Source organism: Amycolatopsis sp. NPDC028719, assembly GCF_055565395.1.
The window spans coordinates 1118766-1137871 of sequence record NZ_JBVHUL010000002.1 but is presented as its reverse complement, the minus strand read 5'-3'; the positions used below and the strand labels follow the sequence as shown (position 1 = coordinate 1137871).

At 71.1% G+C, this 19106-nt stretch carries 15 protein-coding genes; 7 read left to right on the top strand and 8 right to left on the bottom strand.

Translation table 11 applies throughout. From position 1 onward, the window contains the following. Positions 1-35: 35 nt before the first annotated feature. The gene (locus tag ACZ4TR_RS13365; RefSeq protein ID WP_465287264.1) at positions 36-962 is read right to left on the bottom strand and encodes a LysR family transcriptional regulator; all 927 of its coding nucleotides are present in this window, start codon (positions 960-962) and stop codon (positions 36-38) included. 70 nt (positions 963-1032) lie between these two features. On the opposite strand from ACZ4TR_RS13365, the gene ACZ4TR_RS13360 reads away from it, so the two are divergent. Beyond that, a complete protein-coding gene (locus ACZ4TR_RS13360; RefSeq protein ID WP_465287263.1) occupies positions 1033-1869 on the top strand; it encodes an SDR family NAD(P)-dependent oxidoreductase in 837 nt (278 codons plus the stop codon). On the opposite strand, the gene ACZ4TR_RS13355 is transcribed toward ACZ4TR_RS13360, so the two are convergent. Next, on the bottom strand, positions 1866-2783 hold the full coding sequence (locus tag ACZ4TR_RS13355; protein WP_465287262.1) for an aldo/keto reductase: 918 nt from the start codon (positions 2781-2783) through the stop codon (positions 1866-1868). The genes ACZ4TR_RS13360 and ACZ4TR_RS13355 overlap by 4 nt on opposite strands. 84 nt (positions 2784-2867) lie before the next feature. Here ACZ4TR_RS13355 and ACZ4TR_RS13350 point away from each other — a divergent pair, with 84 nt between their 5' ends. From ACZ4TR_RS13350 to ACZ4TR_RS13340, 3 genes are all read left to right on the top strand, one after another. After that, entirely contained in the window at positions 2868-3452 is a 585-nt protein-coding gene (locus ACZ4TR_RS13350; RefSeq protein WP_465287261.1) for a TetR/AcrR family transcriptional regulator, read from the top strand. A gap of 300 nt (positions 3453-3752) precedes the next feature. Next, positions 3753-3929: a hypothetical protein gene (locus ACZ4TR_RS13345; RefSeq protein ID WP_465287260.1), complete on the top strand. Its 177-nt coding sequence runs from the start codon at positions 3753-3755 to the stop codon at positions 3927-3929. 26 nt (positions 3930-3955) lie between these two features. Next, positions 3956-5734: an HEXXH motif domain-containing protein gene (locus ACZ4TR_RS13340; protein ID WP_465287259.1), complete on the top strand. Its 1779-nt coding sequence runs from the start codon at positions 3956-3958 to the stop codon at positions 5732-5734. 76 nt (positions 5735-5810) lie between these two features. On the opposite strand, the gene fxsT is transcribed toward ACZ4TR_RS13340, so the two are convergent. The 5 genes from fxsT to ACZ4TR_RS13315 all read right to left on the bottom strand — a co-directional run bounded on the left by fxsT (position 5811) and on the right by ACZ4TR_RS13315 (position 15670). Further along, positions 5811-9992 carry an FxSxx-COOH system tetratricopeptide repeat protein gene (gene fxsT, locus ACZ4TR_RS13335; RefSeq protein WP_465287258.1) on the bottom strand — a complete coding sequence of 1394 codons (4182 nt, stop codon included), beginning with the start codon at positions 9990-9992 and terminating at the stop codon, positions 5811-5813. Between the two features lie 3 nt (positions 9993-9995). Then, on the bottom strand, positions 9996-11012 hold the full coding sequence (locus ACZ4TR_RS13330; protein ID WP_465287257.1) for an AAA family ATPase: 1017 nt from the start codon (positions 11010-11012) through the stop codon (positions 9996-9998). Further along, positions 11009-12490 (bottom strand): VMAP-C domain-containing protein, encoded by a 1482-nt coding sequence (locus ACZ4TR_RS13325; protein ID WP_465287256.1) that lies wholly within the window; start codon positions 12488-12490, stop codon positions 11009-11011. The genes ACZ4TR_RS13330 and ACZ4TR_RS13325 overlap by 4 nt, the downstream gene beginning before the upstream one ends. Before the next feature lie 460 nt (positions 12491-12950). Beyond that, positions 12951-15221, bottom strand: coding sequence for a catalase/peroxidase HPI (gene katG, locus ACZ4TR_RS13320; protein WP_465287255.1), 2271 nt, complete (start codon positions 15219-15221; stop codon positions 12951-12953). Positions 15222-15244: 23 nt separating this feature from the next. Beyond that, positions 15245-15670, bottom strand: a complete 426-nt coding sequence (locus ACZ4TR_RS13315) for a Fur family transcriptional regulator (protein WP_465287254.1) — start codon at positions 15668-15670, stop codon at positions 15245-15247. 303 nt (positions 15671-15973) lie between these two features. Here ACZ4TR_RS13315 and ACZ4TR_RS13310 point away from each other — a divergent pair, with 303 nt between their 5' ends. The 3 genes from ACZ4TR_RS13310 (at position 15974) to ACZ4TR_RS13300 (ending at position 18165) form a co-directional block, all read left to right on the top strand. Then, positions 15974-16417, top strand: a complete 444-nt coding sequence (locus tag ACZ4TR_RS13310; protein WP_364521907.1) for a hypothetical protein — start codon at positions 15974-15976, stop codon at positions 16415-16417. 17 nt (positions 16418-16434) lie between these two features. Then, a complete protein-coding gene (locus ACZ4TR_RS13305) occupies positions 16435-17052 on the top strand; it encodes a hypothetical protein (RefSeq protein WP_465287253.1) in 618 nt (205 codons plus the stop codon). Between the two features lie 90 nt (positions 17053-17142). Further along, positions 17143-18165: an LLM class flavin-dependent oxidoreductase gene (locus ACZ4TR_RS13300; protein WP_465287251.1), complete on the top strand. Its 1023-nt coding sequence runs from the start codon at positions 17143-17145 to the stop codon at positions 18163-18165. A gap of 44 nt (positions 18166-18209) precedes the next feature. On the opposite strand, the gene ACZ4TR_RS13295 is transcribed toward ACZ4TR_RS13300, so the two are convergent. Beyond that, positions 18210-18974, bottom strand: a complete 765-nt coding sequence (locus ACZ4TR_RS13295) for a polysaccharide lyase family 7 protein (RefSeq protein WP_364521913.1) — start codon at positions 18972-18974, stop codon at positions 18210-18212. Positions 18975-19106 lie beyond the last annotated feature (132 nt).

Sequence of the window (19106 nt, the reverse complement as noted above, 5' to 3'; positions counted from 1 at the left end):
TGAGGGCGAAACAGGGCTGGAACACTGTTTCCCGCTCACGACGGCCGCGGCAGGGAGTCGGTCTCCAGAGCGGCTTCGCGCAGGGCCGCGGCGACCCGGGCCGCCGCGTCGGACAGGGGGCGCGGGAGGTGGGCGAGCAGGACCCGGCGTTGCTCACCGGGACCACCGCGGACGGCCAGCACGCGCACCCCGGCCGGCACGACGGCGCCGAGTGACCCGGGCACCGTCGTGATGCCGCAGCCGGCGGCGACGAGGTGCAGTTTCGCGAGCCAGTCGCGGGCGGTGTGGGCGATCTCGGGCCGTTCGTCCAGGCCGGGCCACACCCCCAGCACACGGTCATCGCCCGAGCCCCCGATCCAGCGTTGCCCGCGCAGGTCGGCCACGTCGACGTACTCCCGGCGGGCGAGCGGGTGGCTCGCCGGGACGGCCACGCGCAGGCTGCGCTCGGCCAGGGTGCGCAGGACCAACGCCGGGGTCTCGGTGTCCGGTGGGCGGAACGGCGGCGCCGAGGCCACCAGCGCGAGATCGAGGGTGCCGGCGCGCAGCGCGCGGACCAGTGCGGGCGTGCCGCCTTCCCGGCTGAGCACGGTGATCGCCGGGTGCGTGCGCCGCAGGGCGGTCAGCGCCCGGGGCAGCAGGTCGGCCCCGGCGGTGGGGAACCAGCCCAGCCGGACCGTGCCCTGCTCGCCGGGCAGCCCGGCCAGCTCGCGCGCGGTGGCGTCGAGCTGGTCGAGCACACCGGCGGCGCGGCGCACCACGATCTGCCCGGCCGAGGTGAGCCGCACGCCGTCGTGGCGCCGTTCGAGCAACGGCGTTCCCGCCGCGCGTTCCAGCGACGCGATCTGCCGGGAGACCGCGGACTGCGTGTAGCCGAGCGCGGTGGCCGCGGCGGTGAGCGTGCCGCGCTCGGCCACCTCGCGGAACACCCGCAGCGCGGTCAGCGAAGCGTCGGCGATGGTCATGACTTCTACGCATACCAGGTCTGCGTATCTTTCGCTTTTCGCATGGCCGAGCCGGACCTAGCTTGGAGTCGTGAACACGACCCCGAAAGTCGCTCTCGTCACCGGTGCCACCCAGGGCCTGGGCCTCGCCCTGGTCGAAGGGCTCGCGGCCCGGCTGTCCACAGCGGACACCGTCTACCTGACCGGCCGCGATGCCGGGCGCGTCACCCAGGCCGTCGAAGCCGTGCCGGCCGGCGGCGCCGAGGTCCGCGGTGAGGTCCTCGACGTCGCCGAGCCCGGCGCGTCCGGCCGCCTCGCCGCGAAGCTGGCCGAGCGGCACGGCGGCGTCGACATCGTCCTCGGCAACGCCGTCATGCGCGTCGGGCCCGACGACGACCCGCGCGCGATCGCACGCGACTACGCCGAGGTCAACAACTTCGGCACCACCCGGCTGCTGCGCGCTTTCGCGCCGATGCTGCGCGACGGTGGCCGGTTCCTCGTCGTGGCCAGCTCGTTCGGGACGCTGAACCACCTGGCGCCCGCGCTGCACGACCGGTTCGACGGACTGTCCTCATTGGACGAGGTGGACCAGCGGGTCGCCGCCTGGCGCGACGCGGTCGAGGACGGCAGCGCCCGCGCCGGCGACTGGCCGGGCTTCGTCAACATCCCGTCCAAGATCGGCCAGGTCGCGGCGGTGCGCACGCTCGCCGCCCGACGCCGTGACGACGACCTGGCGCGCGGCATCCTGCTCGCCGCCGTCTGCCCCGGGATGATGAACACGCCGACGTCCGCCCTGTGGTGGGACGTCAGTGCCGCGCCGAGCCCGGCGCAAGCGGCGGACCCCTTGCTGGACCTCGTGTTCCGGCCCGTCGATCCCGCTCAGTACGGCGAGCTGGTCCGCCACGGCGCCGTCCTGCCCTGGCGTTAGCCGAGCGTGGCGTCCAGCGAGCGCGACAGGACCGCGTCCAGGGCGGCCAGCGTCCCACCGTCGAGCACGAGGTGGCCGGCGGCGATGTTGGCCTCCAGGTGGTCCGCGCTCGCGGTGCCGGGGATGAGGTGGACGTTCGGGGCGTGGTGCAGCAGCCACGCCAGGCCGATCTGCGCCGGCGTGTGGCCGAGTTCGCGGGCGGCCGCCTGCACCGCGGGCTCGTCGGTCACCTTCGGCAGGCTCGGGAAGGCGCCGCCGAGCGGGAAGAACGGGACCCAGGCGATGTCGTGCTCGAGGCAGAGCGCGAGCATGTCCTCGTCTTCGCGGCCGACGAGGCTGTAGGCGTTCTGCACGCACGCGATGCCGGCCGGGAGCGCCCGGCGCAGGATGTCGAGGGTGACGCTGCTGAGGCCGATCGCGCCGATCTTGCCCTCGTCGCGCAGGGCGGTCATCACCGCGAGCTGGTCGTCGAGGCCGACGAGCTGGTCGCCCTCGGCCACCACGCCGGGGCGCCGGTCCGCGCGGCGCAGGTTCACCAGCGGGATGCGGTCGAGGCCGAGGGCCCGCAGGTTGTCCTCGACGCTGGCCCGCAGCTCCTCGGGCTTTTGCGCCAGGCGCAGCGGGATCGGGCCGCCGGGGTCGGGGTCGGCGCCGACCTTGCTGGCGATCAGGACGTCGTCCCCGGGCCGGACGGCCTCGCGGAGGACGTCGTTGACGAAGCCGTTGCCGTAGAACTGGGCGGTGTCGACGTGGTCGACGCCGAGGTCGAAGGCCCGGCGCAGCAGCGCGACGGCCGCGGCGCGGTCGCCGTGGAGGCGTTCGAGCTGCATCGCCCCGTACCCGACGCGGGAGACGGTCCGGCCGGCGAGCGCGCCGGCGCCACCCGGTCGCGGGGCACTTTCGGTGGAAGGCATGGGTAGTCCCGTCCTCGTGCGATGATGGTGAAGCGGAGGAACCTCCGCTAAGCCGACCGTAGCACAACCGGAGGTACCTCCGCTTTGACTCCGCCCGAACCTGACCGCCCGGTCCGCTCCGACGCGCGCCGCAACCGGGAAAAGCTCGTCGCGGTCGCGCGGTCGGCCTTCGCGACCGCCGACGGCACCGTCGCGCTGGAGGCGATCGCCCGCGAGGCCGGCGTCGGGATCGGCACGCTCTACCGCCACTTCCCGACCCGCGAGGCGCTCGTCGAGGCCGTCTACGCGGCCGAGCTGGACGACGTCACCGCGAGTGCCCCGGCGCTGCTCGAACAGCTCCCGCCGGAGGCCGCGCTCCGCGCGTGGATGGACCGCTACGCGGCTTTCGTGGAGACGAAGCGCGGAATGGCCGACGTCCTGCGCGCGAGCATGGCGTCCGGCCGCATCGCAACCCCGGCAACGCGCCGCCGCATCACCGCGGCGATCGGCGCGATCCTCGACGCGGGAGCCCGCGCGGGCACGCTGCGCGCGGGCGTCGACCCGGAAGACGTGACCCTGATGCTGCTCGGCGTGTTCCTGTCCACTTCGGCCGTCCAGGACGCGGAGCGGGTCGGCCGGATGCTCGACCTGATCCTCGACGCCGTGCGCCCGGTGCCCGGCACGCCTTGACCCGGCACGGCCGCGCACCCGGGTTTCTCCGCCTTTCCGGAAACGCGCCGAAGACGGCATTCACGGTGAAGCTGACGGACGGCGGGCCACCCGAGCCCGCCGCCCTTCCGCAGGGAAGCCCCCTCGGTAGTACGTTCCGCAAAACCGGGGGGTGATCAGCCGCCCGAACGGGGTTGCGGAAACGCACAGTATCCGGACCGGCGGGATTGATCCGCCATGCGGACCCTCACAAATCCCGTTTCGTGTTGCATGATGATTACTCCCCCGATCGTGGGGGCGTGTCGTGAGGGAGGACCTGACATGGGACAGGCTCGGGGCGAAGTCACCACGAGGATGGTCGATCTGAGCACGTTCCCCTTGGCCGAACTGCGCGGGAGTGACGACCCGGCGCTCCTCCGATCACTGCGGCAGCTCGCCGGCCGCGCCGAGTGCAGCCGGACCGGGTTGCTCCAGAACCAGGCACCGGACGCACGCTGAGCAGGGTTTAGGGAACCTGCGACCCGATGCTGGACACCCACCGGGTGTCACTGACGAACCTCGACGCGATGGCCGCGGGGCGGAGTGACGCTGCCGTCGTCGCGCAGCTCGGGCAAGCCGACCGCAGCCGGCGGCTGACGTTGCTGCGCGCGGTTCTCGACAGTGCGGCCGAGCTGAAGCCCGCGATGTCCCCGCTGCCGCCGCTCGACGAGGCGTGGGCGTTGCTGATCGAGGCGCAGCACTGTGATCCCGCCGCGACCGACCGCGTCCTCGCGCACCCCCACACCGGCCTGTGGGCGTCGAACGTCCTGCAGCGGCTGGCCGGTGGCGGGCTCGGCGACCCGCCGCTGTGGGCCGATCTCGGCGGCCTGCACCGGCTCGCCACCGCCGCGGCGATCCGTGCCGGGCACGACTTCCGCTCCCGGGTTCCGGTGTGGCGCGGCCGGCTCATGCTGCCCACTCTCGGGCTCGCCGACGTCCGCAGCCGCCGGGAATGGGATTTCGCGCAGGTGCACGCCGAACGCGGCCACGTCCTCGTGCGGGGCCCGGCCGGCAGCGTGCAGCTGCCCGACGACAGTTCCGCCGACGGCCCGGGCTGGTCCACCCTGCGCACCGTGCGCGCCGGTGACGGCGAGTTCGTCCTCGACGACCTTGACCCCTACCGCGAGTTCGACGGGCCCGTCCCGCCGCAGCGCCTCGACGCCGGCGAAGTGACGCGATGGGCGGAAATCCTGGGCGACACCTGGCAGCTGCTGACCGAGCACCACCCCGCGATCGCGGCCGAGCTGACCGCGGGGCTCACCACCCTCGTGCCGAGAGCGGCGATCGACCGGTTCACCCCCTACAGCGCGTCCCACAACGACGTCTTCGGTTCAGTGGTGCTGTCGCGCCCACCGGACGCGACGACGTTCGCGGCCACCCTGGTGCACGAGTTCCAGCACAACAAGCTCGGCGTCCTGCTGGTCCTCGTCGATCTGCTCGATCCCGCCGGGGACAACGACTCCCCGCGCCTCTACGCGCCGTGGCGCGATGATCCGCGGCCGGCCACCGGCCTCCTCCACGGCGCCTATTCCTTCCTCGGCGTGACCGCGTTCTACCGCGGGCACTACCCCGTCGAAAAAGGATTGGCGGCGAGGGCCGCGCAGTTCGAGTTCGCCTACCGGCGCGAGCAGACGGCCCACGCCGTGCGCACCTTGCTCGCGGAATCGGTCCCGTCGGCACTGGGGCGCCGGTTCCTGACGATCGCGGGGGAGCGGCTGCGCGAGTGGGGCACCGAGCCGCTGCCGGACGACATCGGGCACGCGGCCGGGCGGGCCACGCTCGACCACCGCCTGACCTGGCGGCTGCGGCACCTGCGGGTCGCGGACCGGGTCGTGGCGGAGCTGGCCGAGGCCTGGCTGCGGAACCGGCCGTGCCCGCCCGTCCCGGCGGTGCCGCCGGCTTTGGTGCCCGCACCGGGCTCCGCCGGGCACGCCCGGCTCACGCTCACCAGGACCTGGCTGACCGACCCGGACCTGTACGACGTCTACCGCGCCGAACCGGAGCTGGCGATGGCCGAGATCAGCGGGATGTCCGCCGCGGACCTGGCCCTCGTCGACGGCGACACCGTGACCGCGGCCGACCTCTACCGGCGGCGGCTCACGACCACTCCCGGCTCGACGGCCACGTGGGCCGGGTTCGCCTTGGCGACCCGGCACCCGGTGCTGCTGGGCCGTCCGGAACTCGTGCGGGCCGTGCACCGGGAAGTCCTGCGGCAGCGCGGGATCGCACCGGACCCCGACCGGCTCGCCCGCTGGCTCGGCTGACCCGCGACGGGAAAAGGCCCCCGGTCGAGGGAACGGATTCCCTCGACCGGAGGCCCGCGTGTCCGGTGGCCCGGTGCTAGATCTGCATCGGGTCGATGTCGCAGTTGGCGCGGTGGTTGAACTGCGCGTCCGCGGTCGCCGGGTGCTCCGAGCCGAGGACCTGGCGCAGCCGCTGGACCGCGTTCAGCTGGAGACCGTCCGCTTCTTCGCCGCGGCCGAGCCCCCGCAGGTCGAGTGCCTGGTTGACCAGCAGCGCCAACGTCGACGGGTGGTCCGCGCCGAGCACCCGCTCGGAACGTTCGAGCGTCGCCTGATCGAGTGCGTAAGCGCCTTCGTAGTCACCCGATTCGGCGAGGTCGCTCGCGTGGTTCGTCGCGCAGACCAACGTGAACGGGTGGTCCGCACCGAGCGCTTCGGTCATGTCGGCCAGTGCTCGTTCGCCCAGTTCGCGTGCCTGCTCGACGGAACCGAGCAGGCGCAACGTGACCGCGAGGTTGGTCGCGGCGGCCACGCTGAACGGGTGCTTTTCGCCCCAGCTCGCTTCGTAGAGGCCCTTGACGTGGTCGCCGAGCCGCCGCGCCTCGGCGAGGTTGCCGTCCTGGCGGTGCTCGATCGACAGGTCCATCGTCGCCGACATCGCGTCGGGGTGGGATTCCCCGTACTTGGTGACCAGCCCGTCGGTGGCCTCCATGGCCAGGGTGAGCGCCTTCTTGTCGCGGTGCAGACCCGCTTTGCGGTAGGCGATCGCGAGGTTCTTGATGGCCGCGAGGGTCATCGGGTGCCGGCCGCCCAGCTGCGAGCGCATCCGGCGGACGGTGTCCTCCTGCTCGGTGCGCGCCCGCAGGTAGTCGCCCGTCTCGCGCAGGTCGACCGACCAGTTGTCCAGGGTCAGCAACGTGTGCCGGTGGTCCGCGCCCAGGACGGTCTGCTTGCGCTGCGCCGTCCGCTCGTCGAGGTCGCGGGCGGCGGCGAAGTCGCCGACCAGCCGCAGGCTGAGCGCGTAGTTGTTGGCCGCGGCGAGCGTGTCCGGGTCTTCGTCACCGAAGCGGTCCAAGGCGCTCAGGTAGGCGAACTCGTTCATCTGGCGCGCCCGCTCGAAGTCACCCTTGGCGCGCAGGTCCGAGGCGACGCCGTGCATGGTGAGCAGCGTTTCCTCGTGTGTTTCGCCCAGGGTCTCCTGCATCAGCGCCAAAGTCCGCTCCGCGACGGTGCGGCCCTCTTCGAACCGGCCGAGCGCGCGCAGCATGCGTCCCCACCACCGCGAGACGACGAGCGTGTCGGGGTGTTTTTCGCCGAGCTTCTCGTTCCAGAACTGCGCGTAGTCCTGGGCCATTTCCAGGGCGCCCGCGGGGTCGCCGAAGGCGAAGAGGTAGTTGACCGCGTTGATCGCCATCCGGCGCACCCAGCGGTCGGTGCAGTTGCGGGCGTCGACGGCCCGGATGTGCGGGAGCAGTTCGGCGTAGCGCGACCAGTAGTCCACCGAGTCGGGCTGCTTGGGGTCGCGGTTGGCGAGCAGCAGGTGGGCGGTGTGGCGCACCCGCTCCTGGTCGTCCGGCCCGAGCTTGTTGCGCAGCACCAGCTGGACGAGGCGGTGCAGCTGCAACGTGTCGCTGCGGTGGTCGATCTTGGCGAGGCTGTAGCGGTTGATCTCGCGGATCGCGCGGCCCAGCTGGATGGGGTCGCCCAGGGTCTGCTCGAGCGCCTCGGAAGTCGGGACGTTGCGGACCCCGCTGAACATCGCGCGCGGAATGGGCTCCGGCGAGAAGAAGGCACACACTTCGAGCAGTTCCAGCGCGCCGGGGTTCTCGTCGCGCAGCCTGTCCAGCGAAACGTTCCACGCGGCTTCGACCGCGACGTCGTAGTCCGCCGGCGGCCGGGACTGGAGGAGTTCGGTGCGCTTGTTCTCGAACAGTTCCAGGTACTCGTCGGTCGCCATGCCGGTTTCGGCGCGCCAGGCCGCGGCCTGTTCGACGGCCAGCGGCAGGTCGCCCAGCACGGTGGCCAGCCGGTCGGCGTCCTCGTCGGCGAGGTCGCGGTTGCGCCGCTGGAGCAGTTCCCGGCTTTCCGAACGCCGGAAGACGTCCACCTCGACCGCCTGCGAAACTTCGGACCACTGCGGGTTCCGGGACGTGACGAGGATGTGGCCCTCACCGCGCCGCGGCCAGAACCGGCGGACGTCCTCGGGCCGGTCGGCGTTGTCGAACACCAGCAGCCAGCGGCGATAGGGCTCGCCGCCGCCCAGTGCCTCCAGCACGGCGGGCACCGCGGTGTCCACCGACTGCTCCACCGGAAGATCGAGCCGCTTCGCCAGTTTTACCAGCGACGCCTGGATTTCCGAAGGGTTCTCCGAGGGAATCCACCAGATCAGGTCGTATTCTTCGGCGTGCCGGTAGACGTATTCGACCGCGATCTGGGATTTGCCGATGCCGCCCATCCCGTGCAGCGCACCGGGCAGTACGGCCGTACGGGTCGATTTGGAGAGTTCACCGTGCAACGCGCGCAGGATGTCTCCGCGCCCGATGAAGTTGACGTTGCGCAGCGGAACGCCGCCCCAGACGGCGGGCTGCTGGCCGGAGTGGCGGACCTCAGTGCCCGCCTCCGAACTCGTGGTGGTCACTGAAATCCCTCGAGGCTTGATCGGTTCAGCTTGCGAATCGGATGCGGCGGACCTTACATCACCGTCAATCGCGCGCGGCGCGAGGTCGTTACGGGTGTTTCGGAACCGGTCCAAGGCTTCACCCAATCGGTTCGCCCTCCGGGTGTACGGTCCTGAGAGGGCTCTCAAAGTGTCACGCTGAACAGTCAACAAGGGTTCAGTGTGCGACGTAACCGCCGGTAGGTTTACTTCATCGGGCCTGCTCAGCACATCGCGCAGATTCGCCACCACCGGTTCTTGCGGGCCCAGGACGTCCTGGACCACCCGTTGGACCCGGGCGGTGTCCGCGCGCGACACCAGAGCCAGCAACCGCCGCCGCAGTCCCGGCGCGAAGTCGTACTCGACCGGGCTTCCGCCGTCCGGGTCCGGGGGGACGCGGTGCAGCAACCGGCTCAGCAGGATTTCCGCCAGGTGAGCGGGACGCGCCTGGTGCGTCAGGGTTCCGTGCACCGCCTGCATCACACGCAGGGTGAGCGGTGCCGCGGCCAGCAACCCGGCCAATCGGATCGCGGGCGAAGTGCCCGTGGCGAGGAACTTTTCCAGCCTTTCGGTGGGTGAAGGTGGTTCCTCAGTATGCTCCGCGTCATCCGCGATGTCTTCGTTCATAGGGGGGACCAGTACGGGGAGCCGCACGCCGGGAGTACCGGAGACCAGTTCGGCCCAGCGGCGCACGTGCCGGGGCTCCAGTTCCAGCACCGGGATCGGGTTCGCGGTGCCGGGGCGGACACCGCGCAAGGTCTGTGACACCACGCTCACGCCTGTCCAGCTCCAGCGTTCGGCAGGCAGGAGGTGGAAGAGCGTCACCGGGCAGGTTTTGGCCCACAGCGACAGGACCTCGAACATCGACCCGCTGCGCCACGCGGGGCCGACGCCGTCGCTGAGCACCACGATGACGCGCCGCCCGGTGGGGTCGGCCAATTGCGCCGGCTCGCAGCCGGTGCCCGGTGCGGTTTCCACGGACCGCACGACGGAATCGTCGGTGTCCACCGAAACCGTCTTGACGTCGGAAAACGCGCCCTGCCTTTCCAGCAGGGCGCGAAAGGCGCGGGAAGTGCGTTCCCAGAGCACCATGGAAGAACCGCGGTCGACGACCAGCACGACCTCGAACGGGTGACCGCGGGAGGGCCGGTGCACCGGTAGCCAGACCTTGGTTTCCGCCGCGGCGATCGCGGTCTCTTCCTCGTCCAGTTCGGTTCGGTGCTTCAGGCGGGCGACGCGGTTCAGCGGCCGCAGCGCCTTCGCCAGTCCCTGGGGCAGGCTCGGCGGAACCACCCGGGCCGGCGGGGGCGCCAAGGGTTTCGGCCGCGCGCGCGGCCGGACCGGGACCGGTTCGAGGGGGAGCGGGGGCGGTTCCGGGTGCTCCGGCGGCCGCGCCGGGTCCGGGCGGCCCGGCGGCGGGTGCTCGGCGCGGAACTCCGGTGGCGACTCGGGTTCCGGTTCCGGCTCGGGTGGGGCTGGTGGCGGGCGTTCGGGACGCGGCCGCGGTTCCGTTTCCGCGCGCGGCGGTTCGCTCGCCGCGATGCGGGCGGCGAGCCAGACCGCGTCGGCGATCTCGTTCGCGCTGAGCGCCTCGGTGGCGAGGCGGTCGACCGGGTCGGCCATCCCTCAGTCCGTTCCCCGGACGTTGAGCCGCCGCCACAGGGTGTCGCGCAGGACCCCCCAGTTCGCGTCGTGCTGGTGCGCGCCCGACGTCGTCAGGTGCAGGGCGTTGAGCAGCTGGTCGTTGGCGAGGCCGCCCTCCTGCCCGCTGCTGGTGAGGAACTCGTGGATGAGGTCGTCGCTGCGCGGCGGCACGTCGCGGAAGTGCGCGGCCACCATGCTCACCAGCTCTTCGAAGCCGGGCTGCGGCATGTCGAGCCGCAGGCAGCGGCGCAGGAACGCGGGCGGGAAGTCCCGTTCGCCGTTGCTCGTCACGACCACGACCGGGAAGGCGCGGCACTGGACGTGGCCTTCGCGCACGGTCGCCCGGCCGCCGCGGTCGTGCGTGAAGACGGTGACCTCGGGCTGGCTGGCGGCGATCCGGGTCAGCGGCTGGATTTCGAAGTCGCCGTCCTCGAACACCGACAGCAGGTCGTTGGGCAGGTCGATGTCCGACTTGTCGAGCTCGTCGATCAGGAGCACGCGCGGCCGGTCGTAGGGGAGCAGGGCGGTGCCGAGCGGGCCGAGGCGGACGAACCCGCCGATGTCCGCGCCCTCCTCGGTCGCCGCGGCCTGGACGCGGCCGATGGCGTCGTAGGTCCACATCCCGTCGCGGGACACGGTGCGGCTGCTGATCGGCCAGCGCAGCACGGGGCCGAGTCCCAGCTCCCGCGCGATCTTGTAGGCCAGGCTGGACTTCCCGGTACCGGGGTTGCCCGTGACCAGCAACGGGCGCCGGAGGTACAAGGCGGCGTTGACGGTCAGGACCTCTTCGAGCGTCGCGTCCCGCGACGAGGCTACGGCCGGCACCCCGAGCCGGCGGACGAACTCGGCGTCGGTCACCGGCGGGACGGGCAGCGCCGGCCCGCCGTCGAAGGTGCGCCAGCTGGGCGCGGCGGGCAGCTCGGGAGCGTCCTCACCGGCCGGCGGCGGCAGCCCGTGACCGCGGTAGACGCACCATGGCGGGATCTCGGCACCGCTCATCGGGCGGGCACCTCCTCGATCGGGGCCGCGGGGGGATCCTGCGGCTCGACGGGTCTGTCCGGGTCGTCCCAGAGGAGCGAAACCCGGCTGCCCACGTGGGAATCGGGCCGGGCCGCCTGCCGGGCCCGGCTGCGCAGCAGGCGCAGGTGTTCGACGAGCTCGGGCAGGAAGTCGCGCAGGGACTTGATCTCCGCCTCGAACGCCGACCGCGCGGCTTCGGTGCGGTGCCAGATCATCACCGGAATCCCGGTCCGGACGCCGACCAGCACCTCGCCGGGGTCCGCGCTGTCCGGCACCGAACGCAGCACGAGCGACACGACCTTCTTCTGCTCGGCCAGTTTCGCGTCGAGCGCGGTCAGGTGCCGCCGCTTCGCGCCGTCGCTCCACAGCCAGTGCTCTTCGGGTGTCGTCAGCCCGGCGGGCACCTTCTTGAGCAGGTCCCACCGCCGTCGCCATTCGCGGTGCCAGCGGGGCGAGCGAGCGCGGTCGAGGCTGCGGACGACCACCTGGTAGTGCAGCCCCAGCGGGCGCGGCAGCGAACTGCCCTCCTCCAGGTCCCACTGGTCCACGGGCAGGTTCAGCAGCTCGTACGGGAGCAGGAACTCGATCCGGATCGCGGAGGCGTCCCTGGCCCAGCCGGTCTCGGCCGCGGTGACCAGGTCGGCGACGTGTGCGCGGACGGCGTCGAGGTCTCCGGTGAACGGCTCGCTGCGCCGGGGCCGCCAGCCGGTCGGATCGTTGTGCCGCCAGTGCACGACGACGAGCCGGCCGGCGTCGAGCAGGTCCGGCTCGATGCGGACCACGAGGTAGGCGACGACCTCCTCCGGCGTGGCGGGTTCGGTGGCCTGAGCCAGCCGGACGGCCAGGATCTGCTCGGTCACGCCCAGCCGCGCGGCCTGCCGGTCGTTCCAGTCGCGCAGACCTTCGGCCCGCTGGTCGCCGGCCGCGGCCGCGAGGTACTCCACGAACAGCAGCAGCGGTGGAATCCCGTCCGGCTGCGCGTTCATCCGTTCGAGCGTCGCCAGTGCGTCCGCCGGCCGGTGGTCGGCCGAGGTCAGCTCGGCCGCGGGCCCGGCGGCGGCACGCACGAGTTCGGCCAGCCGGCTGCTGGGGTTCTCGCCCAGCAGGTTCAGCAGTTCCCGCCGGTCGTACTCGGTGACCAGATCGAGAGTGGCCATGTCTTCGACGGCGGCCCGAGCCCGTTGCACGGGGATGGACCCGGGCTCCATCTGTTCGACGGCATCGACGAAGGCCGCGAGCGCGCGCGGGTGCTGCCGCCGGCAGGCCTGCACGATGCCGATCAGGCTCGCCCGGGTGGTCGGCAGGTCCTCGACGACGAGCGGCATGCCGAGGTGGTCGGCCAGCAGTTCGAGACAGAGGCGCCGGCTGCCGGGATCGCGCAGGCACGGGATCTGCTCCAGGCAGTCGATGAGGAACGCGAGGGAACTCGGGTACTCAGAGCCGCTCCACGACGTCACCCCGCCCCCTCCCGCACCCTCCGGAAGTAACGGAATATCCCAGTAGTACCGGCGGGGACAACCGCTGAGGTGCTATCTCAACCGGACGGCCTATTGCAAGCGGCCGGACGGAGCCGGGGTTCTGGCGCTTCGTGACGGTTCTTGACGAGACGGCCACGGCCGAGCGGAGCCGCGTCCGGGTGTCTTCCATCCACCGCAGCACGTCCGACCAGTGATCCACATCGCCGGTCGATGGCGGCGATCGCCTCGGACGCGTCGTCGGCGGTGATGGGCTTCTTCGCGGCGATCTGTTCCGGATCCCGATCGGCTTCGTGCGCGATCCGGTTGCGCCGTTCGACGATCTCGAAGTGCCGATCTGGAGCCGTTCGAGGTGCCGGCCGGGCAGTATGACCGCCGTTCCGGAAAAAGAACGGGCCCGGCCGATCCCGAAGGATCAGCCGGGCCCGGCACCGAACCGGAATCAGACCAGATCGAACCGGTCCAGCTCCATGACCTTCGTCCACGCCGCCACGAAGTCCGACACGAACTTCTCGCGCGCGTCGTCGCTTGCGTACACCTCGGACAGTGCTCGCAGCTGGGAGTTCGACCCGAACACCAGGTCGACCGCCGTTGCGGTCCACTTCAGCTTGTCCGTGCCCGCGTCGAGGATCTCGTACACGTTCTCCTCGGACTCCGACGCCTTCCAGCGCGTTCCCGGGGAAAGCAGGTTGGCGAAGAAGTCGTTCGTGAGCACGCCCGGCCGGTCGGTGAAGACGCCGTGCTGCGTGGTGCCCGTGCCCAGCGCGCGCAGCCCGCCGACCAGGACCGTCATCTCCGGGGCCGTCAGGTTGAGCATGTACGCGCGCTCGACCAGGAGCGTCTCCGGCTGGAGCTTCTCGCCCGCCCGCAGGTAGTTGCGGAACCCGTCGGCGCGCGGCTCGAGCACCTTGAACGAGTCCGTGTCCGTCTGCTCCTGGGTCGCGTCCGTGCGGCCCGGGTGGAACGGCACGGTCGTCTCGACGCCGGCGTCGCGCGCCGCCTTCTCGACCGCCGCCGAACCCGCCAGGACGATCAGGTCCGCCAGCGAGATCTGCGCGCCGCCCGCCTCGTTGAACTCGCGCTGGATGCCCTCGAGCTTCGACAGGACCGTCGCGAGCTGCTCCGGCTGGTTGACCTCCCAGTTCCGCTGCGGCTCGAGGCGGATGCGGGCACCGTTCGCGCCACCGCGCTTGTCGGTGGAGCGGAAGCTGGCGGCCGACGCCCACGCGGTCGACACCAGCTGGGACACCGACAGACCGGACTCCAGCACCTTCGCCTTGAGAGCGGCGATGTCGGCGTCACCGACGAGCTCGCCCTCGACGGCCGGCACCGGGTCCTGCCACAGCTGCGGCTCGGCGACCCACGGGCCGAGGAAGCGGCTGACCGGGCCCATGTCGCGGTGCAGCAGCTTGTACCACGCCTTGGCGAACGCCAGCGCGAACTCGTCCGGGTTCTCCAGGAACCGGCGCGAGATCGGGCCGTAGACCGGGTCGAAGCGCAGCGACAGGTCCGTCGTCAGCATCGTCGGCTTGTGCTTCTTGGTGGGGTCGTACGGGTCCGGGATGATCTCCGGGGCGTCCTTGGCGACGTACTGCTTGGCGCCGCCGGGGCTCGTGGTGAGCTCCCATTCGTAGCCGAACAGGATCTCGAAGAAGCGGTTGCTCCACTCGGTCGGCTTGTCGGTCCACGTCACCTCGAGGCCACTGGTGATCGTGTCCGGGCCCTTGCCGCTGCCGTGGGTGCTCAGCCAGCCGAGGCCCTGGGCCTCCAGGTCCGCGCCCTCGGGCTCCGGGCCGACGTGGTCGTCGGCGACACCGGCGCCGTGGGTCTTGCCGAAGGTGTGGCCACCGGCGATGAGGGCGACGGTCTCCTCGTCGTTCATCGCCATCCGGGCGAAGGTCTCCCGGATGAAGTGGGCCGCCGCCTCGAAGTCCGCGCTGCCGCGGGGACCCTCGGGGTTGACGTAGATGAGGCCCATCTCGGTCGCGCCGACCTCGGGCGCCATCTCCGAGTCGCTGACGTAGCGCTCGTCACCCAGCCAGTCGTCCTCGGGGCCCCAGAAGATCTCCTCCGGCTCCCAGGTGTCGACGCGGCCGAAACCGAAGCCGAAGGTCTTGAAGCCCATCGACTCCAGCGCGACGTTGCCGGCCAGCACCAGCAGGTCGGCCCACGAGATCTTCTGGCCGTACTTCTGCTTGACCGGCCACAGCAGGCGGCGCGCCTTGTCGAGGTTGGCGTTGTCCGGCCAGCTGTTGAGCGGGGCGAACCGCTGGCCGCCGTCACCGGCGCCGCCGCGGCCGTCGTGGATGCGGTAGGTGCCCGCGGCGTGCCAGCTCATCCGGATCATCAGGCCGCCGTAGTGGCCGAAGTCCGCCGGCCACCAGTCCTGCGAGGTGGTGAGCACCTCGGTGATGTCCCGCTTGAGGGCCTCGACGTCGAGCTTCGCGAACTCCTTGGCGTAGGCGAAGTTCTCGCCGAGGGGGTTGCTCTTCGACGAGTGGGCGTGCAGCACCGTCAGGTCGAGCTGGTTGGGCCACCAGTCCTTGTTGGTGCGCGGACGGCCACCCGTCTTCGGCTGCGGCGAATCGATCGCCGGGTTCTCGCTCTCGCTGCCGTGCGAGGTCACCGAGTCGTGCGCGACCGGGCAGCCGGCCGCCGCCTTCTTGTCCACACCCTGTGCGCTCGAGGGGGTGCTGTCCTGGGTGTTGCTCATCTACTTCCTTCCGGAGCCGGCGTTCATTCGGGAGTTCGGGCGGCCGCGCAGCCGGGGCAGGTGCCCCAGTACACGACCTCCGCCTGGTCGATCACGAAACCGTGGTCGTCCGAGGCGGTCAGGCACGGGGTGTGGCCGACGGCGCAGTCGACGTCCGCGATCGCACCGCAGGTGCGGCACACGACGTGGTGGTGGTTGTCCCCGACCCGGGACTCGTACCGCGCGGTCGCGCCCGCGGGTTGGATGCGCCGCACCAGGCCGGTGTCGGTGAGCGCCCGCAGGACGTCGTAGATCGTCTGGTGCGACACCGTCGGGTGCTCGGCCCGCACCAGTTCGATCACCGTCTCGGTGTCGACGTGCGGGTGGTCCCGCAACGCGCTGAGCACGGCCAGCCTCGGCCGCGTCACCCGCAACGAGACCGCCCGCAGCTGCGCCTCGAAGTCGGTCATCACAGAGTTCACCCTAGGGGGCTTCTCTGGAATGAGTCAAGTTACGGCGGGGGGAATTTTCATGATCGTGTCACCGAGGGTGACGAGATCGACAGCTCCTGTCACTGGGACGGCGTACTGTACCGCGGCGCCGACTGGTCCGCACGTCGGTGCCGGGGCCCGCGAGGGAATGGGGCAGACCCCGGTGCCCCGACGGGCACCGCGCGCGCCATTCCGCCCGGGTCGTCGTACTTTCGAAAGAAGAAGATCTTTCCGTTTTCGCAGAAAGGAACCACAATGGTGGGCAAATGGACCAGAACAGCCATGACGACGACGGCCGCGGCGGCGAGCATGAGCCTTTTCGGTGCTCTTCCGGCGGCTGCCGCCGACGGCACCCGGCACTGCGTGCTGAACTCGGAAACCGGGGTGGAGAAATGCGCCACGGGAACCCAGCGTTCGGCACTGGTCGCGCAGGAAGCCGGCCAGGTCGTGCAGGGCACCTTCTTCGACGGGCCCGACTACACGGGGAACTCGCTGACGATCACCGGACCCGAACTGTGCAAGAAGGACGGCTGGGTCAACTGGCAGTTCGACCTCGGCGACGACTGGAAGAACAAGATCAGTTCCGTGCAGCCGTGGGGTGACTGCTGGGTCTGGCTCTACCCGGAGCCGAACCTCGGCGGCGACCGCGACGGCCCGTTCAAGGAGAACACCGGCAACGTCGGGTCCTTCATGGACGACCGCACCCAGTCCATCGGTTTCAGCTGAGCGAAGGAGTGATCACCATGACGGGCAAGCGCACCGCGTGGACGGCGGCGGGCCTCGGCCTGCTGACCGCCGCCGGCCTCGTCCTCACCGCGCCCGGCGCGTCGGCCGACGGTCAGCCCACCGCACGGGAACTGCTCGACAAGTGCGGCAACGGCACGGACTCGTGCGTGTTCCACCCGGCCGGCCCGCCGGAGGAGCACACCGGGGCCGGGCACCAGGTCGGCGAAGCGGCCTTCAACTGCACCGGCGACCTGCAGCGCAGCACGGTGAACTGGTCCGACACGACGGGCGAGTCGAACAGTTTCGGAGTATCCCTTTCGGCCGAATACGGATTCTCGGAAGTGTTCAAGGTTTCGATCGAAACTTCGTACCAGCACACCTGGGAGTCTTCGCACACCGAAGGACAGGCGACGAACGTCGACGTCCGGCCCGGGGAAAAGGGCTGGGTCGAACGCGCGCCGAAGATGCAGAAGGTGCACGGCACCTACGAAATGCATTTCCCGGACCGGTTCTACGACCACTACATCTGGTACCAGGACTTCGACGCGGACGGTCCGGTGCCCGGCTCGACCGGGGACATCACGCAGCGCACCGCGCCGATGACCGACCAGGAACGCGCCGAGCACTGCGGCTGAGCTCCCCGGCCGCCGCCGCGCGAGGGGTGCGGCGGCGGCCGGTTCGCCCACGCCGGGAATCATTTCCCGCCGCCGGACGCTGGGAGAGGTGTGAAGAAGATCGGTTTCCTCTCGTTCGGCCACTGGTCGGCGAGCCCGCACTCCGAGACCCGGTCCGCCGCGGACTTCCTGCACCAGTCGATCGACCTGGCGGTCGCGGCCGAGGAACTCGGCGTCGACGGCGCGTACTTCCGCGTGCACCACTTCGCGCGGCAGGCGGCGAGCCCGTTCCCGCTGCTCTCGGCGATCGGGGCGCGCACGTCGAAGATCGAGATCGGCACCGGCGTGATCGACATGCGCTACGAGAACCCGCTGTACATGATCGAGGACGCGGGAGCCGCCGACCTCATCTCCGGCGGCCGGCTCCAGCTCGGCATCAGCCGGGGATCCCCCGAGCAGGTGATCGAGGGCTGGCGCTACTTCGGCTACGCCCCCGCGGACGGGCAGACCGACGCCGACATGGCCCGGCAGCACACCGAGGTCTTCCTCAAGCTGCTCGACGGCGAGGGCTTCGCGCAGCCGAACCCGCGGCCGATGTTCGCCAACCCGCCGGGACTGCTGCGGCTCGAACCGCACTCCGAGGGCCTGCGGGACCGCATCTGGTGGGGCTCGAGCTCGAACGCGACCAGCGTCTGGGCCGCGAAGCTGGGGATGAACCTGCAGAGCTCCACGCTCAAGGACGACGAGACGGGCGAGCCGCTGCACGTCCAGCAGCGCAAGCAGATCGAGGCCTACCGGGAGGCGTGGCAGGAGGCCGGGCACACCCGCGAGCCGCGCGTGTCGGTCAGCCGCAGCATCTTCGCGCTGACGAACGACCGTGACCGCGCCTACTTCGGCGGCGACCGCAACTCGCGCGACCAGGTCGGCATGATCGACGAGAACACCCGCGCGATCTTCGGCCGCTCGTACGCGGCGGAGCCGGACGAGCTGGTGCGGGAGCTCAAGGAGGACGAGGCGGTCCAGGCCGCGGACACCCTCCTGCTGACCATCCCGAACCAGCTCGGCGTCGACTACAACGCGCACGTGCTGGAGAGCATCCTCACCCACGTGGCCCCGGAGCTCGGCTGGCGCTGACGCCCACCCGGCCCGGTGCCGTCGGGGCACCGGGCCGGTGGCGGTCAGCCGTGCGAAACCGTCAGGCCGTAGAACGCGACGCGCGCGCCCTTGGTCGTGCTGTCCGACGAGGACTGGTTGTACGAGCCCGCCTTGAAGTACTGCTTGTACGCCTTGAACGACGACGGGATCGAGTAGTGGGTGGTGCTGCCGTTGACCGTCAGGTCGATGGTGTTGCCGCCCGAGATGCCGATCGTGTACGTCCAGGTCTTGCCGATCGACACGTGCCCGACGGTGTGCGCCGTCTGGCCGCCGTCGGGGGAGTTCTCCGTGCCCAGGACGATGTCGCCGCTGGAGCGGTAGTACAGCTCCAGCAACGGTTTGGTCGACGAGCCGCCCGTGCCGAGGTGGACCTGGCCCACGCACACGTTCGACGTCACCGACACCACGCGCAGCGTCGCGCTCAGCTTGTGCGACCCGCTCAGCGACCAGTTCGCGGCCGAGCCGTCGCGGTTCATCTCGCGCAGCTCGGACCGCGCGTAGTTCGAGTTCGGGGTGGTGACGCCCTTCTCCGGCGCCCAGAAGGTCATCGCGCCGTCGCGGGTGTCGGTGTAGAAGTAGCTGTCCTGGAAGCCGTTCGGGCCCTTGAGCCGGGACGACGAGATCGTGGTCGGCGAGCCGGGGGAGCCCACCGGCTCCTGCAGCTGCCAGATTCCCAGGTCGAAGTTGCCGCCCGGGGCGACGGACGGGTCGGCCGCCCGCGCGGGGAGGGCGGCGCCGGCGAGCAGGGCCGGGACCGCCAGCAGGACGAGCAGGGAACGCACGCGCATCGAGGATGTCCTTTCACGGGATAAATGGTCTGGACAACTCGGCGGCGTGAGAAAACGTTAAGACGGCGTTGGCAGGTTGTCAAGGATTGACGGCGCTACCGTGCAAGCTGCCGGCCCGCCACCTGTGTCGGA

What these genes read in the sequence shown, in the direction of transcription:
- ACZ4TR_RS13355 (WP_465287262.1), bottom strand. Translation starts at nt 2,783, where the DNA reads ATGCCTTCCACCGAAAGTGCCCCGCGACCGGGTGGCGCCGGCGCGCTC.
- ACZ4TR_RS13345 (WP_465287260.1), top strand. Translation starts at nt 3,753, where the DNA reads ATGGGACAGGCTCGGGGCGAAGTCACCACGAGGATGGTCGATCTGAGC.
- katG (WP_465287255.1), bottom strand. Translation starts at nt 15,221, where the DNA reads ATGAGCAACACCCAGGACAGCACCCCCTCGAGCGCACAGGGTGTGGAC.
- ACZ4TR_RS13330 (WP_465287257.1), bottom strand. Translation starts at nt 11,012, where the DNA reads ATGAGCGGTGCCGAGATCCCGCCATGGTGCGTCTACCGCGGTCACGGG.
- fxsT (WP_465287258.1), bottom strand. Translation starts at nt 9,992, where the DNA reads ATGGCCGACCCGGTCGACCGCCTCGCCACCGAGGCGCTCAGCGCGAAC.
- ACZ4TR_RS13315 (WP_465287254.1), bottom strand. Translation starts at nt 15,670, where the DNA reads ATGACCGACTTCGAGGCGCAGCTGCGGGCGGTCTCGTTGCGGGTGACG.
- ACZ4TR_RS13305 (WP_465287253.1), top strand. Translation starts at nt 16,435, where the DNA reads ATGACGGGCAAGCGCACCGCGTGGACGGCGGCGGGCCTCGGCCTGCTG.
- ACZ4TR_RS13310 (WP_364521907.1), top strand. Translation starts at nt 15,974, where the DNA reads ATGACGACGACGGCCGCGGCGGCGAGCATGAGCCTTTTCGGTGCTCTT.
- ACZ4TR_RS13295 (WP_364521913.1), bottom strand. Translation starts at nt 18,974, where the DNA reads ATGCGCGTGCGTTCCCTGCTCGTCCTGCTGGCGGTCCCGGCCCTGCTC.
- ACZ4TR_RS13340 (WP_465287259.1), top strand. Translation starts at nt 3,956, where the DNA reads ATGCTGGACACCCACCGGGTGTCACTGACGAACCTCGACGCGATGGCC.
- ACZ4TR_RS13365 (WP_465287264.1), bottom strand. Translation starts at nt 962, where the DNA reads ATGACCATCGCCGACGCTTCGCTGACCGCGCTGCGGGTGTTCCGCGAG.